Consider the following 15293-nt stretch of genomic DNA (forward strand, 5'->3'; position numbering starts at 1 on the left):
GTCAGGACTCCTGGACCGGGTCGATGGGATCGATGAAGACGCCGGTCTGTTGAAAGGTCAGGCCCCACCGGGCGTGGGTCATGGTCAAGGTGAAGCGGAAGCGGCCGCCGCCGAGGTCGCGGTGCTCGACGCGGCACTGGCCGGGGCTGAGCAGGTCGGGCAGGCGCAGGCGGACCGGTCCGAGGCACCAGAGGTAGTGGCGGCTCCGGAAGACCAGGGCGCCGTCGTCCTCCAGGACGTCCAGCGCCATCGCGAGGCCGCCACGCGTGCGCTCGAGCACGCCGGGACCGGCCGGATGCGCGCGCTTGACGGACTGGACGACGCGGCGGCCCAGCCGGCGGGACCAGATGACGCCGCCGAGGCCGTCGGGCGTGACGGCGACTTCGGCCGGCAGGTCCCGGGCGCAATCGGGCGTCAGCGGTCCGCGCAGCGGCCATGCGAGCCAGGCCAGCACGCGCCCCAACCGGGAGCAGTGCAGGTCCATCCGGCCGGCGTAGCAGACCGGCTCCGCATGCCTGCCGAAACGGCGCTGCACCGCCGCGGGCAGACGCGCCCAGGCCTCGGCGCCCATCAGGGCGGGAAGGTCGAGGGCGGCTTGAGCCGGCACGGGTACCGTTGGCGTTGGCGAGGCCGATGGCGTGGCGGATCCGGAAGCCGGAACCGGGGCCGCCAGTGGGGACCGGCGCTGAAGCGGGGGGCGGAAGAGGGCGTTCATGCCTCCTCTATCGCGAGAAACGGGCCACCCTGAAAGGGCGGCTAAGTCGTTGATTTGATTGGGAGGGATACCCTGGACTGTGTTCGTCGTATACAGTTGCCGCCCTGTCGACTGTCTACGACGTATACACATGCTGCTGCGGGTGACGATGGGGCTGGCGCTGGCCGAGACGCTGCTGCTGGCGGGCGTGCTGACGGCCTGGGCCGACCGGGTGGCGGGCGGCCGGCTGCTGGCCGCCTTCCTGGTCGGCATCGCGGTCTGGATTTCCGGCAACGAGCTGCCGAACTGGCTCGGACCGGAGGTCGAGATGCTCTCGCTCCGCGTGCTGGCGACGGCGCCGCTGTCCGCCGCGGTGTTCTTCCACTTCTGCGTCGTGTTCTGCCGCGCGCCGCTGCGCCGCGGCTGGATCACCGCGGCCTATGTGCTCGGCGGCGTCGCGGTGCTGGCGTCGCAGCTGCTGAGTCCGGCGCATTTCGTCGACCACCCCGACGTGGGCCGCCTGGCCGTCGCCGAACCGGCCGCCGTGATTGCCAGCCTGTCGTGGGTGGTGCTCGGACTGGGCGGCGTCGGCGTGCTGCTGCGCACGCTGATGCGTCCGCCCATCGACGGTCGGGGCCCCGCGCGGGGTCAGGTCGCGGCCGTCACCGCCTCCTGCCTGTGGGGGCTGGTCTGCCTGGGCGGCTACGCCATCGCGCTGATGCGCTGGCCGGTCTATCCGTTCCCGCTGCTGGCCTTCCCGCTGTATCCGCTGATGCTGGTCTACGGGATCCTGCGCTACGGCGTGTTCGTCGCGAACGCCTGGGCCGGCAAGGCGCTGGTGTGGACCTTGCTGCTCGCGTCGGGCATCGCGATCGTGGGGTTGATGCCGCTGGTGCTGCCGTTCGAGTCGCGCTGGCTCAGCGGTCTGGCGGTCGCCGCCGGCTGTCTGGCGCTGAACGGACCGGTTCGGCGCTTCGTGCAGCGGCTGATCTACCCGGGCGGCGAGGTCAGCGCACAGGACCTCGGCCGCTGGCGCGAGACGCTGCAGGCGGCCGACAGCCTCGATCGGCTGGGCGCGGAAGCCTCCGCGCTGCTCAGCCGGCGGCTGGGCACGCCGGTGACGGTGACCGTGGAAGCGGAGGCGGATGCGGTGGAGGGCGCCGAGGAAAGTGCCGAGGAAGGCGCGGACCGGGCATTGCCGTCGGCGGATCGCCCCGCGCTGACGATGCATCGCGAGGGCGTGACCTGGACGCCGCGCTGGACCGCGTGGGAAGCGGCACCGCCCGGACAGCGCCACGTGGCGGAGTTGTTCGCGACCGTGCTGGCCGACGCGGCCTTGCGCGTCGGACAGGCGCAGCAGGCGGCGGCCCGCGAGCGCGACCGCCAGGTCCAGGCGCGGCTCGCCGAACTGGGCGCGTTGGCCGCGACCGTGGCACACGACATCCGCAACCCGCTCAACATCATCGGCATGGCGGTGGCGATGGCACCGACGGAGACGCGCCAGGAGGTGGGCGCGCAGGTGGCGCGGATCGCGCACCTCACCAGCGATCTGCTCGACTACGCCAAGCCCTGGCGGCTGCAGCGCGAGCGCGTCGAGCTGCGTTCCCTGATCGAGGGCGTGATCCGGCGTCAGCCCGGCGCACGGCTGTCGGCCGCGTGGCCGTCCGAAGCGTGGGTGGAGAGCATCGACCCGAGGCGCCTGGAACAGGCGCTGATCAACCTCGTCGAGAACGCGCGCGGCGCGTCGGCGGCGGGCTGCGAGATCGACGTCGAGCTGGACGCCAGGCCGGCCGCCGGACCGGGCGGCGCACTGCTCCGGCTGCACGTCTGCGACGACGGCGCGGGCGTGCCCGAGGAGCTCCGCGAACGCCTCTTCGAGCCCTTCGCCTCGCGCAGCCCGGGCGGCACGGGGCTGGGCCTGGCGATCGTCGCGCGCATCGCCGAGGCGCACGGCGGACGCGCCTCGCTGACCGTCCGTCCGCCCTGGACGACCTGTTTCACGCTGGAGTTGCCGCGATGAGTCCCTCTTCCACGTCTCCCCTCCACGGCCGCGTCCTGCTCGTCGACGACGAGCCCGCGTTCCAGCGGCTGGGCGGTGGTTTCCTGCGCAACCTCGGCCACGAGGTCCTCACGGCGGGCGACGGCGAGGAGGCGCTCTCGACCTTCGCGCGCGAGCAGCCCGACCTCGTGCTGCTGGACCTGGCGATGCCGCCCAGCATGGACCCCGAGCAAGGCCTGACCCTGATCCCGCGCTTCGCCGGCGCACCGGTCGTGGTGCTCACCGGCCATGCCGAGCACGAGCTCGCGCTACGCGCGGCGGACCTCGGCGCCTGGGACTTCCTGGCCAAGCCGATCGACCCGGACCTGCTGCGTTTCGTCGTCGACCGGGCGCTGCGCAAGCGCAGGCTCGACGCGGAACTGGCGCAACTGCGGCGCCGGCAGGGCGAGGACTCGATGGGGCTGGTCGGCCAGTCGGCGGTGCTGCAATCGTTGCGGGCGATGGTCCGACGCGTCGCGCCGACGCGGGTGAACGTGCTGGTGCTCGGTCCGACGGGGACCGGCAAGGAACTGGTCGCGCGGGCCCTGCACGAGCAGGGGCCGATGGCCGCCGCGCCGTTCGTGCCGGTCCATTGCGGCGCGCTGTCGGCGGAACTGCTGGAGAGCGAACTCTTCGGCCACCTGAAGGGCAGCTTCACCGGCGCCTACCGCGATCAGCCGGGGCTGGTCGAGGTCGCGCGCGGCGGGACGCTGTTCCTCGACGAGGTCGGCGAGATGCCGCCGGCGATGCAGGTGAAGCTGCTGCGGTTCCTGCAGGAAGGCACCTACATGCCGGTGGGCGGACGGGTCACCAAGACCAGCGAGGTCCGCGTGGTCGCCGCGACGCACCGCGACCTGGAGGCGATGGTGCGGGCCGGCGAGTTCCGCGAGGACCTGTACTACCGGCTCAAGGGCGTGGTGCTGCGCACGCCGGCGTTGTCGGAGCGCCGCGGCGACGTGCCGGTGCTCGCGGCCAGTTTCGCGCGACAGCGCGGCGCGGGCATCGGGGCGGGCGCGATGGGGTGGCTCGCGGCGCGCGAGTGGCCTGGCAATGTGCGGGAGCTGAAGGCGGTGGTCGATGCCGCGGCGGCGCTGCTGCTGCCCGGGCAGCAGGACGTCGACGCGGAGGCGTTGTCGCTGGCGGCCGGCGAGGAGCCCATCCCGACGGCGCCGGTCCTCGCCAGCCCCGACGCCGACGATCGCGGGGGCCTGCTCGACCAGGCGATGATGGAGCTGGAGCGGCGGCTGCTCAGCGAGGCGATGCAGGCGACCGAGGGCAACCAGTCCGAGGCGGCGCGGCGCCTCGGGATCTCCCGGGCGGGGTTGATCAAGAAGCTCGGGCGACTCGGGTTGAAGTGACGCCGGGGACCGACGCCCCGGGATCGGCCAGCCCTCGCAAGGGCTGGCACGACAGGGCCGACTCGACAGGGCCGGCACGATCCGGCGGTCGGACTCAGGCCGCGAAGCCGCCGTCGATCAGCAGGTCGGCGCCGGTGACGAACGCGGCTTCGGGGCCGGCCAGGTAGGCCACCATGGCGGCGATCTCGTCGGCCTTGCCGTGGCGCGGCAGGGCCATCAGGCCGTGCAGGCCGGCGGCGAAATCGCTGTGCGCCGGATTCATGTCGGTGTCGACCGGGCCGGGGGCCACGTTGTTGACGGTGATGCCGCGCGGTCCGAGGTCGCGCGCGAGGCCCTTGACCAGGCCGACCAGCGCGGACTTGCTCATGGCGTAGGCGGCGCCGCCGACGAAGGGCATGCGCTGTGCGTTGGTGCTCCCGATGTTGATGATGCGGCCGCCCTCGCGCATGTGCCTGACCGCGGCCTGCGTGGCGACGAAGACCGAGCGCACGTTGACGGCGACGGTGCGGTCGAAGTCCTCCAGCGAGAAGGACTCGATCGAACCCAGGTGCAGCACGCCGGCGCTGTTGACCAGGATGTCCAGGCGACCGAAGCGCTCGGCGACGCCGTCGATGGCGCGGGTGAGGGCGGCGGCGTCGGTGGCGTCCGCCTTCACGGCGATCGCTTGTCCGCCGGCCGCCTGGATCTCTTCGACCAGTGCTTCGGCGGCGATGGCCGACGACGCGTAGCCGATCGCGACAGTGGCGCCGTCGCGGGCCAGGCGGCGGGCGGAAGCCGCGCCGATGCCGCGGGACCCGCCGTGGATGAAGGCGACCTTGCCGGCCAGGACGGCGTTGGTGGAGGTCTTGGCGGAGGTGTGGGTGGCGGTGCTCATGGTGTTTCCTTTCGGAGAGGGGTGGTTGATGGACTCAACTATGGTCGTCGCCACCTGATTGCGGTAGTTGGAAAGGTGCGTGTTCAGTTTCAACCATTGGTATAAGCTGGCGCCATGTCGACCGAACTGAGCAGCACCCTCGATGCCTTCCTCGCCGCCGCCGACGAGGGGAGCTTTTCCGCCGCCGCGCGGCGGCTGGGCCTGACGCCCGCAGCGGTGAGCAAGAGCGTGGCGCAGTTCGAGGCGAGGCTGGGCGTGCGGCTGTTCCAGCGCAGCACCCGCAACCTCGCACTGACGACCGACGGCGAGCGCCTCTACGCGCAGGTGCGACGGCCGTGGAGCGAGATCGGCGACGCGTTGACCGACCTGAGGCAGGGCGCCGGCAAACCCGCGGGGACCCTGAAGGTCGCGCTGGCCCACACGGTGGGGCGCGAGTACTTCGTGCCGATGATGGACGAGTTCGTGCGGCGCTATCCGGACGTCGTGCCGGACCTGCATTTCGACAACCGCCAGGTCGATCTGGTCGCCGAGGGATTCGACGTCGCCATCGGCGGCGGGATCGAATTGACGGATGCGCTGATCGCGCGCGAACTCGCGCGCCTGAGGATCGTGCTCGTCGCCGCGCCAGCGTATCTGGCGGCGAACCCGGTGCCGAAGCAGCCGGGCGATCTGGCGCGTCACCGCGGGCTGCTGCGACGCTCGCTGAGTTCAGGACGGCTGGTGCCGTGGGTCCTCAAGAACAAGGCCGGCGAGGAGGTGGTGGCCAGCGTGCGTCCGGTGATGGTGCTCGACGATCCCGAGGCCATGGGCCGCGCGGCGGCCAGCGGCATGGGCATCGCGTTGCTGCCGCTGCCGCATGCGGTGCCGTTCCTCGAGCGCGGCGAACTGGTGCCGGTGCTGCCGGCCTGGTATGCCGAGGCCTTGCCGCTGGCGATCTACTACACGAGCCGCCGGCTGGTGCCGGCCAAGGTGCGGGTGTTCGTCGATCACGTGATCGAGCAGTTCAAGGCCAAGGGGTATGCGGCGAGGTTCAAGCAGGGATGAGCGCGCTCGGGGGCACGCGAAGGAGGGCGCTCAGGTCGAGCGCTGCAGGAAGCGCTCGATCTCGCTCGCGATCCATCGCGGCTGTTCATGCACGATCCAGTGCGTGGCGCCGGGCACCTTCAAGAGTTCCATCCGCGGCACGTAGTCGTCGAGTCCGTCGAGCAGCCCCGGCAGCAGCGCGGTGTCGTCGAGCGCCCAGAACACCAGCGTCGGCATGGTCACCATCAGCCGTTCGCGCGGGAGCACCGGGATGCTGTCGACGGTCTGGCCGGGCAGTGGTGGCTTCATCGGCGTGACGCGATAAAGGTTGCAGGCGCCGGTGAGTCCGGCGCGCCAGACCTCCCGGTACTGCTCCTTGAGATCCTCGGTGAGCCATCCGAAACCGTCGGGACCCGCCTTCATGTGGGTGAAGAACGTCCACAGGCGCTGGAAGTCGTCTTCGGCAAGCAGCGCCTCGGCATCGGGCCGGGCGAGGAAGTTCATGTACGCGCTGGCCTCGCGCTGCGCCGGGTTGTCGCGCAGCTCTCGCGACAGCGTGCCCGCGTGCGGCGAGTTGATGATGACCAGCTTCCCGACCTGATCCGGAAACGCGTTGGCGTAGCCCCAGGCGAAGGCGCCGCCCCAGTCGTGCGCAACGAGCGCGGCCATCGTGCCGTCGGCGCGCTCGGTGGCGACGAGCTGCTGGATGTCCTGCACCATCAGCTGCGCCTTGTAGGCGGCGACCTCGGTCGGCGCGCTCGACCGTTCGAAGCCGCGCAGGTTCGGCGCGATGCAGCGATGCCCGCCGTGCGCGGGATCGGCGAAGTAGGTCAGCAACTCGTCCCAGATGAAGGCCGCCTCGGGGAACCCATGCAGGAACACCATCAGCGGCCGCCCCGGCTCGCCGGCGGCGCGGCAGCTCAGGGTGATGCCGTTGGGGAGGTGGCGTTGGAAGGTGTCGATCATGGGGCGGTTCTCCGAATCGTGTCCCGCCCCGGAACCTATCTCAAGGCGCGTCGATCCGCTGCTGCGTCGGCGACGCGCCTCTGTCTCAGGTCAAGCCGAATTTCTTTCGGGCCATCTCCGTGACCGGCGTGAAGAGATTGACGAGCTGACCGTCCGGGTCTCGCAGGAGCAGAGACCGGTTGCCCCACGGCATGGTCGTCGGCGCCTGGACCACCAGCACCTCGTCGCGCAGTAAGGCGTGGCGGGCATCAACGTCTTCCACGAGGAACTCGAGTATGGCCGATCGATTGGCCGCGGCCTCGGCGATGTCCTGGCCGAACAGTGCCAGGGTGCGCGTGCTGCCGATGGCCAGGGTCGCGGCAGGCGTGCCGAACTCAGCAAAATCTTCGGTGAACCAGGTCGGGGGAAGGCTCAGTACGCGCTCGTAGAAGGACACGAGCCGCTGGATGTCCTCGGTGATGATTCGGACGGAAACGAAGTTCATGCGGGTCCCAGGAAAGACGGTTGAGGACATTTCGCTACCAATTAGTGGCGATATTTGAGCGTATCGAAATGACCTCCTGACGTCAATGAAATGAGGGGTCGTCGCGGATTGAGCTGAGTTCGTGTCGTGGTATATACGCTACCAACTTGTAGCGAATGACGGCAAGGCCAGGCATGAAAGACGACGATGCGGCGCAGCTCCGGAAAGAGGCTGCCCCGGCGACCAGGAAGCTCGACGAGCGGGTGCGGAAGTCCCGCGAGACGGTGCTGCGCACGACCTGCGACATCCTGGCCGCGCGCGGGATGAGTGGCGTGAGCGTCGATGAGGTGTCGAAGCTCTCCGGGGTGGCCAAGACCACCATCTACCGTCAATGGCGGACGGGATCGGCCCTGGTGCTGGAGGCGTGCGCACTGATCAGCACGGCGCAGACGACGCCCGACACAGGGACGCTGCTGGGGGACGCGAACGCCCTGGTGATGGAACTGGCTCGCATGCTGCGGGAAGAGAGGTGGCCGAGCGTGCTGCCGTCCCTCGTCGACGCCGCAGAGCGGGATGCGGATTTGGCCAGGATCACAGGGGCCATCCAGATCGATCACACGGCGCCGTACCTGGCCGTGCTGAAGCGCGCCCAGGTCCGCGGTGAGTTGCCGGCGGACGCGGATCTGCCGGCCATCGTGGCCCAGTTGGTGGGACCGGTTTTCTACCGGCGCTGGTTCTCCCGCGAGTCGATCGATGCCCGATTCGTGAAGCGGGTCGTGTCGGCGGCGTTGTCGGGTGCGGTCGTCCGTGCAGGACGAGCCCTCTGAAGTTGACGAGGCCGCGCCGACATCTGCGGTCCTCGGCGAGCGATCGTCGACGGACGGACCTGGCCTCCAAGTTGTTTGACAGGAGTGCTGAGCCGAAGGGCGCGGTCTCACCTCGCCCTGACACGCCGGTGGGTGCGACCACAGCGCCGGTTAGCCTGCCCGAGCTCTCGACCTCTGTGTCAAAGCGATCCTCCGCCAGCCCCCTATTTACGCGCTGTGGATTGCCGCGCCGACGTGCCAAGATACATTTGTATACGGACGTGCCGCAGGCATATCCGAGGGAGGGCCCAAGAGCCCAAGGTCAACACGAGACGGGAGGGCTGGGATGTCCCACAAGATGGAGTCGCCCCAGGCAAGTCAGCCTCTGGACACAACCGACGCCGACGCTTCTAGCACCTCGCCCGAGAGCGATCACGCGGCGCCTTTGGAGCCGCCGCCGGCGCTGTCTGTCGACGCCACGCTCGCTGCGAAGCTCAGCCTCGCTGACTTTCAGAACGCAGTTCCCCTGCTCCGCGAGCTTACGGTGGCAAGCACCCTGAAGTTCGACACCGAACAGCTAGAGCTCTCCCTGACTTCCACGCCCGCGTTCGTCAAGCCGAAGACCTGGAGGCTGGACGCGATCCGCTCGGGCGACCGTTACCGGATCAAGGACATAGACGTTCAGCTAGATGGTCCGCTGCTCACGCGGCTCACGGAGGCTGAAACTGCGACCGTAACCCTGACCGTTCGCGCTGCCGGCGCGGAGGTGGAGGTACTCACAGAAACGTCAAAGGCTGTTGAGCTACTGCCCCGCAACCAGTGGGGTGGTCTGTCCCACCTACCCGACATGGTTGCGGCTTTCGTGCAGCCCAACGATCCAGCGGTCGACCGCGTCCTGAAGAAGACCGCGGATTTACTGCGCGAGCACGGGAAAGATACCGCCCTGGATGGGTATAAGCAGGGCAGTTCCAAACGAGCCTGGGAACTCGCAGCAGCAGTCTGGGGTGCCGTGGTCTCGATGAAGATCGACTACGCCCTACCGCCGGCTAGCTTCGAGCATCGCGGTCAGAAGATTCGTGGCGCAACGCAGATCGCAGACTCCGGGCTGGGAACCTGCATGGACCTAGCCCTCTTGTTCTGCTCGACGCTGGAACAGCTAGGGCTCAACCCTGTGGTGGTCTTTACGCGTGGGCATGCGTTTGCCGGCGTGTGGTTGAAGTCGGAGGAGTTCTCGACAACGGTTGTCGACGACGTGACGGCCCTGCGCAAGCGACTGAAGCTCAAGGAGCTGGTCCTGTTCGAGACCACCTTGGTCACGCAGCGCCCCCAAGTACCGTTCAGCCGAGCAGCCGAGGTTGGCGCCGATCAGATCGCCGAAGGCAAGGACGATACGTTCGAGCTTGCCGTCGACATCCGGCGCGCTCGGCTGCAGCGCATCAAGCCGTTGTCCAGCCCCGAACTCTTACAAGTTCCTGAGCCCGTCGAAATCATTGCCGACGGCACGATTCTGCTCGAGGACGCGCCGGACCTCCCGGATGACGACCTGCAGGTCACTGACGACGCCACGCTTGACCCTAGAGACCGCTTGGCCCGCTGGCAGCGCAAGCTGCTCGACCTGTCGCTGCGCAACAACTTGCTCAATTTCAAGGCGAACAAGAAGGCGCTGAGGCTCGACGCCCCCGACCCTGGGCTGCTTGAAGACGTCATGTCTGATGGCAAGGAGCTGAAACTGCAGCCTCGACCGGACCTGATGGACGGTAACGATCCACGCAGCCAGGCCATCCATGAGGGTAGGGACCGCGAGAACCTGCGTCGTCAGTTCGCACTGGATGCGCTGCGCCGGCGAGAAGTGTTCGTTGAGCTCTCCAAGGATGAGCTCGAGGCGCGCATGGTCGAGATGTACCGCAACGCGCGCACGACTCTCCAAGAAGGGGGCGCGAACACGCTGTACCTGGCGCTGGGCTTCCTCACCTGGAACCGCGCTGACAAAGAGGAAGTGAAGCACCGTGCGCCGCTCATCCTGATTCCGGTTTCCCTGAATCGACGCAGCGTGAGGTCAGGCTTCACGATGACGCTGCACGACGACGAGCCTCGGTTCAACCCGACGCTCATCGAGATGCTGCGCCAGGATTTTCATCTGAACCTTGGCATCGCCGACGGTGAGCTTCCTCGCGACGAAGCGGGTTTGGACATCGCCAAGATTTGGAAGTCGGTGTCCGTTGCTGTGAAGGACATCAAGGGCTGGGAGGTGTCTGAGGAGGTGGTGTTGTCCACGTTCTCCTTCGCCAAGTACCTAATGTGGGTTGACCTGACGCAGCGAACAGATCAGTTGCGCCTCAATCCAGTCGTCAAGCACTTGATTGACACGCCTCGCGACCCCTATCCAAGCTCATCTACTTTCCCCAGTCCAAAGTCTCTCGACAGGGACTTCTCTCCGCAGCAGACCTTCTGCCCGCTACCTTCGGACTCCTCGCAACTCTCGGCGGTGATGGCGGCCGCTCGTGGCAAGGACTTTGTACTCATCGGCCCGCCAGGCACGGGGAAGAGCCAAACCATCTCGAACACCATCGCCCAGTGCCTGGCCGAAGGCAAGCGCGTGCTGTTCGTGTCAGAGAAGATTGCAGCGTTGGACGTTGTGTACCGCCGCCTGCGTGAGGTAGGCCTTGGTGAGTTCTGCCTGGAACTGCACTCGAGCAAGGCTCGAAAGGCAGATGTGCTGGCGCAGCTGAAGTCCTCGTGGGAGGCTCGCGGGGAGGTTGACTCGGCTGTCTGGGAGCAAGAGGCCGACCGCTTGAAGCGAGTGCGTGATGAGCTCAACATCTACGTCGAGCGACTGCATCATCGCCACGCGAATGGCAGGTCCATCTATGACGCCATCGGCGCAGTTGTCGATGGTTTTGACGTGCCCAGCTTGCCTTTGTCATGGGCAACGCACGCTGCACACACCAAGACCGACACTGAGCTACTGCGGGAGGTCGTTGCACGCCTCGAGGTGAACGCGGGGGCTGTCGGAGCCGATGCGCTTTCGGGCGGACCGCTGCTGGACATCGGCCATGCCGACTGGTCTCCGAGTTGGCAGCAAGGCGTCGTCGAGGCAGCGCGACAGCTGCTTCCCGTTTGTGAGGAGGTCCTGTCTGCCTACGAGCGCTTCCGCGCCGTTACGAGGCTGCCTTCAGTACCCCTGACCCGTCGCGCGCGCGTGGCCACAGCGTCACTCGCCCGGTGCCTGCCCCATGCTGCGGGGCGAGATTGGAGCTTCGCCTTCGCGGCCGATGCCAGGAGCACCGTGGAACGCCTTGTTGCGGGAAGTTCCATGCTGCAGAAGCATGCGGCGCTGTCCGGGCAACTATCTGGTGGTTGGGACCTCGCTCTGCGAGGCAATGCGACGCAGGCCGTTGGCCTGCTCAGGAAGCGCCGGGAGTTGTTCGCCAGCCTGCCCACCCCTTGGTCGCAGTTTGCGCTGGAGACGTTGCGCAAGGGCACAAGTTTGCTGAACGAGCTCGGCGACCTGGAGCAAGGCCTGTCTGTGCGCTACTCCGAAGGGGTGGAACAGCTGAACGTGTACCAACTGAGCCGAGACTATGCCAAAGCGGCCAAGTCCGTGTGGCCGCTTACGTGGCTAGGCAAGCGCAAGATCAAGCAGCAGATCGAAGCGGTGGTGGCAGGGGAGGGCGAGCCCAGGGTGGCTGACGACCTGACGAAGCTCGTTGCCATTCGCGAGAAGCGCGCCGAAATCGAGAAGCTGGACCCGGCTGATGAGCTCGCTGGTGTCTGGAGGGGCTTGAAGTCCAGACTCGACGTGCTGACGGCGGCTGCCAAGCTGCAGGACGTCTTGAAGCTGGCGCGTGCCAACGGACACTGCGTTCTCGATGGGCTCGAACCATTGAGCGCTGGGCGTGGCGGTGAGGCGCTAGCTGCTGATGTGAGCAAGCTGCAGGAGATTGTGAATCTGGATGCACAGGTGGCCGAGGCTGGCAACCTTGAGAGCGCCACCGACGGGCTTTGGAAGGGCCTCGACACGAACATTTCAGCGCTGGAAGACGCTATTGCATTCACGAAAGCCTTGCCGGAGGTTCGCTCATCTGGAGCGATGACGGCGGCCTTCGAACTCGTGGCCCAAGGTGCATGCGGTGAGAGGTTGGCCAAGGATCATGCCACCCTGAAGGAGCGAGGCGCCCTCGAAGCGAAGCTGGCCGACCTGGACGACCTGAGGTCGCTGTGTCTGGGCGTTTGGAAGTACCTTGAGACCGATCAGGACGAGGTGGCAAAGGCCGTCTCGTTCCAGCGGTCCATCGCAGCAGCGGTTTCAAATCTCGCTGCAGCACCGGAAGATGTTGCGGACGTCTGCAAGGCTCTTGAGCAACTCGTCACGGAGGGGAACGCGCTGCTGGACGTCGCCGGTCCCGTCGCTGCGGCGGGTGATCTGTACCTCGACTCTATCGGGCGACTTCAACCTAGCATCGACCTGCTTGCAAGCCGCGGAACGTTCACGCCCGAAGCTGAGGCGGGGTACAGCGATTCGGACTTGCATCAGCTGAAGGCCCGCGCTGAGGCAATCATCGCTTCGGAGCACAGGCTCAACGCTTGGTGCGCTTGGCGCAAAGTCAGCCAGCAGGCGATGGCCCTTGGCTTGAGTTCAATCGTCGCTGGTTTGACCAATGGGGCTTTGCGGCCAAGCAACGTTCGCCGCGCATTTGAGACGAACTACTGCCGTTGGTGGTTGAACGCCGTAGTCGACAGCGAACATGTCATCCGCACCTTCGTGTCCGCGGAGCACGAGCGACGCATCACGGACTTCAGGGCACTCGACAAGCGCTTCACCGAGCTGACGAAATCTTGGTTGCGGGCGAATTTGTGTAGAGGCCTGCCGGCGCCGGACGACGTGACGCGAAGTTCCGAATGGGGTTTCCTGAAGCACGAGATCACCAAGAAGCGCGCGCACAAGCCGCTGCGGGAACTCATCAGCAACATCCCCACAGCGTTGACCAAGCTGACGCCATGTCTGCTGATGAGCCCTCTGTCCATCGCACAGTATCTTGCAGCGGATTCAGAGCCGTTCGATGTGGTGATTTTCGATGAGGCCTCTCAGATTCCAGTTTGGGACGCCATCGGTGCGATTGCTCGCGGACGCCAAGTTGTCATGGTGGGGGACCCGAAGCAACTTCCGCCAACGAGCTTCTTTGACCGTGCCGAATCGTCGACTGACGACGAGGATGTCGAAGGAGACATGGAGAGCATCCTCGACGAATGCATGGGCGCCAGCCTGCCCACGTTGAACCTCGATTGGCACTATCGGAGCCGCAATGAGAGCCTGATTGCCTTCTCTAATCACCGCTACTACGGTGGTCGCTTGGTGACGTTCCCGTCCCCGGTCACCGAAGATCGGGCGGTCAGCTTCCACTACGTCAAGGGCTCCTATGCGAAGGGCGGCGCCCGGACCAACCAGGCTGAGGCCAAGGCGCTGGTCGCTGACGTCGTGAAGCGTCTCAAGACACCAGGCTTTCGAGAATCCAAGCTGACCATCGGTGTAGTGACTTTCAACACCGAGCAGCAGAAACTCATCGAGGACCTGCTGGACGAAGAGCGGCGCAAGGACTCGAGCCTTGAGCCGTACTTTGCCGAGTCGGAGTTGGAGCCGCTGTTCGTCAAGAACCTGGAGAGCGTCCAGGGGGACGAACGCGACATCATGTACTTCTCCATCACGTTTGGGCCCGACTCAAACAACGTCGTGTCAATGAATTTCGGTCCGATGAACCGCACGGGAGGCGAGCGTCGCCTCAACGTTGCCATCACTCGCGCGCGGCAGGAACTGCGAGTGTTCTCGACGCTTCGCGGCGATCAGATGGACCTGTCGCGGACTCAAGCCGTCGGCGTCCGAGACCTGAAGCACTTCCTCGAGTTTGCTGAGCGCGGATCACGGGCGCTTCTTGAGGCGACAGCTGGCAGTCTCGGTGGATTCGAAAGTCCGTTCGAGGAGGCAGTTGCTGCGGCGCTGACTGCAAGGAACTGGCAACTTCATACACAAGTCGGCGCTTCGTCCTTCCGTGTCGACCTTGCCGTGGTCCATCCGGACGCGCTCGGCAGCTATCTCACAGGCATTGAGTGCGATGGAGCGACCTACCACCGGTCGGCCACCGCACGCGACCGGGATATGTTGCGCGAACAGGTGCTGCGTGGACTCGGCTGGGAGATCCTGCGCATCTGGTCAACCGACTGGTGGGTTGACCCGAAGGGCGTCATCGAGCGCATCTGCAAGCAACTTGACGACCTTTTAGCCGTTAGCCGCGCGAAGCGAGCGGTTGAGGCTGAGAAGGCCGCGGCGGAGGCGGAGGCTCGGGAGGCCATTGAGAAGGCGATGGCAGAGGCGCCAGTGGCTGTCCCGCCGCCGAACCCGTTGTCGAATACGGTACATGTTGTGCCTGAGGTGACCGACCAGGTGCCCGCGGCACAAAGAGAGGTGCCCGAGGAGGTGTATGCACGACGGGCATCTAGTGATGAAACGAGTCTACTGTCGAGAGGGTTTGCAGAGTGCGATCCCGCTGTTGCGGTAGAGGCGTGCGACCCCGATGCATTCTTCGATGGCTCGTACGACGAACGGCTGAAGGCGATGGTCGCATACGTCGTCGAACGCGAGGGGCCTGTGCTAGACCTCGTGCTTGCGCGTCGCATCTCTCGCGCCCATGGTTGGCAGCGCACGGGTAGCCGCATTCAGGACCGCGTTGAAGAGGTGGCGAGGCGAGTCTTTCAAAGTACAGAGGAGTCGGTTGGCACGTTTTATTGGCCTTCAGCCGTAAGCCCGGAAGGCAAGGTACTTTTTCGTGTCGCCTCTGCCGACTCCAGGCGTTCCGTAGACGAAATTTGCCTTGAGGAACTGACAGCCCTGGCAGCCTTGGTCGTCAACCCGGCTGCGTCCGACGACGAGAGCCTGATAGCCATGGCCAGAGAGCTTGGTCTCTTGCAACTGAGAGCTGCTAGCCGCGGGAGGCTGGAGCAGGCGCTTGCGCGCTTCCGTGCAGGGCAATACTTGGCCTGATGAATGGGCGGAGGTGGTCGATCGCATTTGGGAAACTG

At 66.5% G+C, this 15293-nt stretch carries 9 protein-coding genes; 5 read left to right on the plus strand and 4 right to left on the minus strand.

All coding sequences use genetic code 11. The annotated features are described in order from the left end of the window. Position 1 precedes the first annotated feature (1 nt). Entirely contained in the window at positions 2-607 is a 606-nt protein-coding gene (locus ACQ86G_RS21390) for a DUF4166 domain-containing protein (protein WP_431257189.1), read from the minus strand. Between the two features lie 238 nt (positions 608-845). On the opposite strand from ACQ86G_RS21390, the gene ACQ86G_RS21395 reads away from it, so the two are divergent. Further along, positions 846-2714 carry a sensor histidine kinase gene (locus ACQ86G_RS21395; RefSeq protein ID WP_431257190.1) on the plus strand — a complete coding sequence of 623 codons (1869 nt, stop codon included), beginning with the start codon at positions 846-848 and terminating at the stop codon, positions 2712-2714. Next, entirely contained in the window at positions 2711-4090 is a 1380-nt protein-coding gene (locus tag ACQ86G_RS21400; protein WP_431257191.1) for a sigma-54-dependent transcriptional regulator, read from the plus strand. Before ACQ86G_RS21395 ends, ACQ86G_RS21400 begins: the two co-directional genes overlap by 4 nt. Positions 4091-4184: 94 nt before the next feature. On the opposite strand, the gene ACQ86G_RS21405 is transcribed toward ACQ86G_RS21400, so the two are convergent. Further along, positions 4185-4964 carry an SDR family oxidoreductase gene (locus tag ACQ86G_RS21405; protein WP_431257192.1) on the minus strand — a complete coding sequence of 260 codons (780 nt, stop codon included), beginning with the start codon at positions 4962-4964 and terminating at the stop codon, positions 4185-4187. A 114-nt stretch (positions 4965-5078) separates the two neighbouring features. On the opposite strand from ACQ86G_RS21405, the gene ACQ86G_RS21410 reads away from it, so the two are divergent. Then, a complete protein-coding gene (locus ACQ86G_RS21410; protein WP_431257193.1) occupies positions 5079-6008 on the plus strand; it encodes a LysR substrate-binding domain-containing protein in 930 nt (309 codons plus the stop codon). 30 nt (positions 6009-6038) lie between these two features. Here ACQ86G_RS21410 and ACQ86G_RS21415 read toward each other — a convergent pair whose 3' ends face one another. Beyond that, positions 6039-6953 (minus strand): alpha/beta fold hydrolase, encoded by a 915-nt coding sequence (locus ACQ86G_RS21415; RefSeq protein ID WP_431257194.1) that lies wholly within the window; start codon positions 6951-6953, stop codon positions 6039-6041. Between the two features lie 85 nt (positions 6954-7038). Next, on the minus strand, positions 7039-7437 hold the full coding sequence (locus ACQ86G_RS21420; protein WP_431257195.1) for a VOC family protein: 399 nt from the start codon (positions 7435-7437) through the stop codon (positions 7039-7041). 173 nt (positions 7438-7610) lie between these two features. Between ACQ86G_RS21420 and ACQ86G_RS21425 the strand changes: the two genes are divergently transcribed. Both ACQ86G_RS21425 and ACQ86G_RS21430 read left to right on the plus strand, forming a co-directional pair. Further along, complete coding sequence (locus ACQ86G_RS21425) at positions 7611-8243, plus strand: TetR/AcrR family transcriptional regulator (RefSeq protein WP_431257196.1); 633 nt, start codon at positions 7611-7613, stop codon at positions 8241-8243. A 325-nt stretch (positions 8244-8568) separates the two neighbouring features. Beyond that, a complete protein-coding gene (locus ACQ86G_RS21430) occupies positions 8569-15255 on the plus strand; it encodes a DUF3320 domain-containing protein (protein WP_431257197.1) in 6687 nt (2228 codons plus the stop codon). Positions 15256-15293 lie beyond the last annotated feature (38 nt).

The organism is Roseateles chitinivorans, from assembly GCF_050632145.1.
GTDB lineage: Bacteria > Pseudomonadota > Gammaproteobacteria > Burkholderiales > Burkholderiaceae_C > Roseateles > Roseateles chitinivorans_B.

Coding starts and splice junctions, on each gene's coding strand:
- ACQ86G_RS21395 (WP_431257190.1), top strand. CDS start 846: ATGCTGCTGCGGGTGACGATGGGGCTGGCGCTGGCCGAGACGCTGCTG.
- ACQ86G_RS21400 (WP_431257191.1), top strand. CDS start 2,711: ATGAGTCCCTCTTCCACGTCTCCCCTCCACGGCCGCGTCCTGCTCGTC.
- ACQ86G_RS21405 (WP_431257192.1), bottom strand. CDS start 4,964: ATGAGCACCGCCACCCACACCTCCGCCAAGACCTCCACCAACGCCGTC.
- ACQ86G_RS21410 (WP_431257193.1), top strand. CDS start 5,079: ATGTCGACCGAACTGAGCAGCACCCTCGATGCCTTCCTCGCCGCCGCC.
- ACQ86G_RS21415 (WP_431257194.1), bottom strand. CDS start 6,953: ATGATCGACACCTTCCAACGCCACCTCCCCAACGGCATCACCCTGAGC.
- ACQ86G_RS21420 (WP_431257195.1), bottom strand. CDS start 7,437: ATGAACTTCGTTTCCGTCCGAATCATCACCGAGGACATCCAGCGGCTC.
- ACQ86G_RS21425 (WP_431257196.1), top strand. CDS start 7,611: ATGAAAGACGACGATGCGGCGCAGCTCCGGAAAGAGGCTGCCCCGGCG.
- ACQ86G_RS21430 (WP_431257197.1), top strand. CDS start 8,569: ATGTCCCACAAGATGGAGTCGCCCCAGGCAAGTCAGCCTCTGGACACA.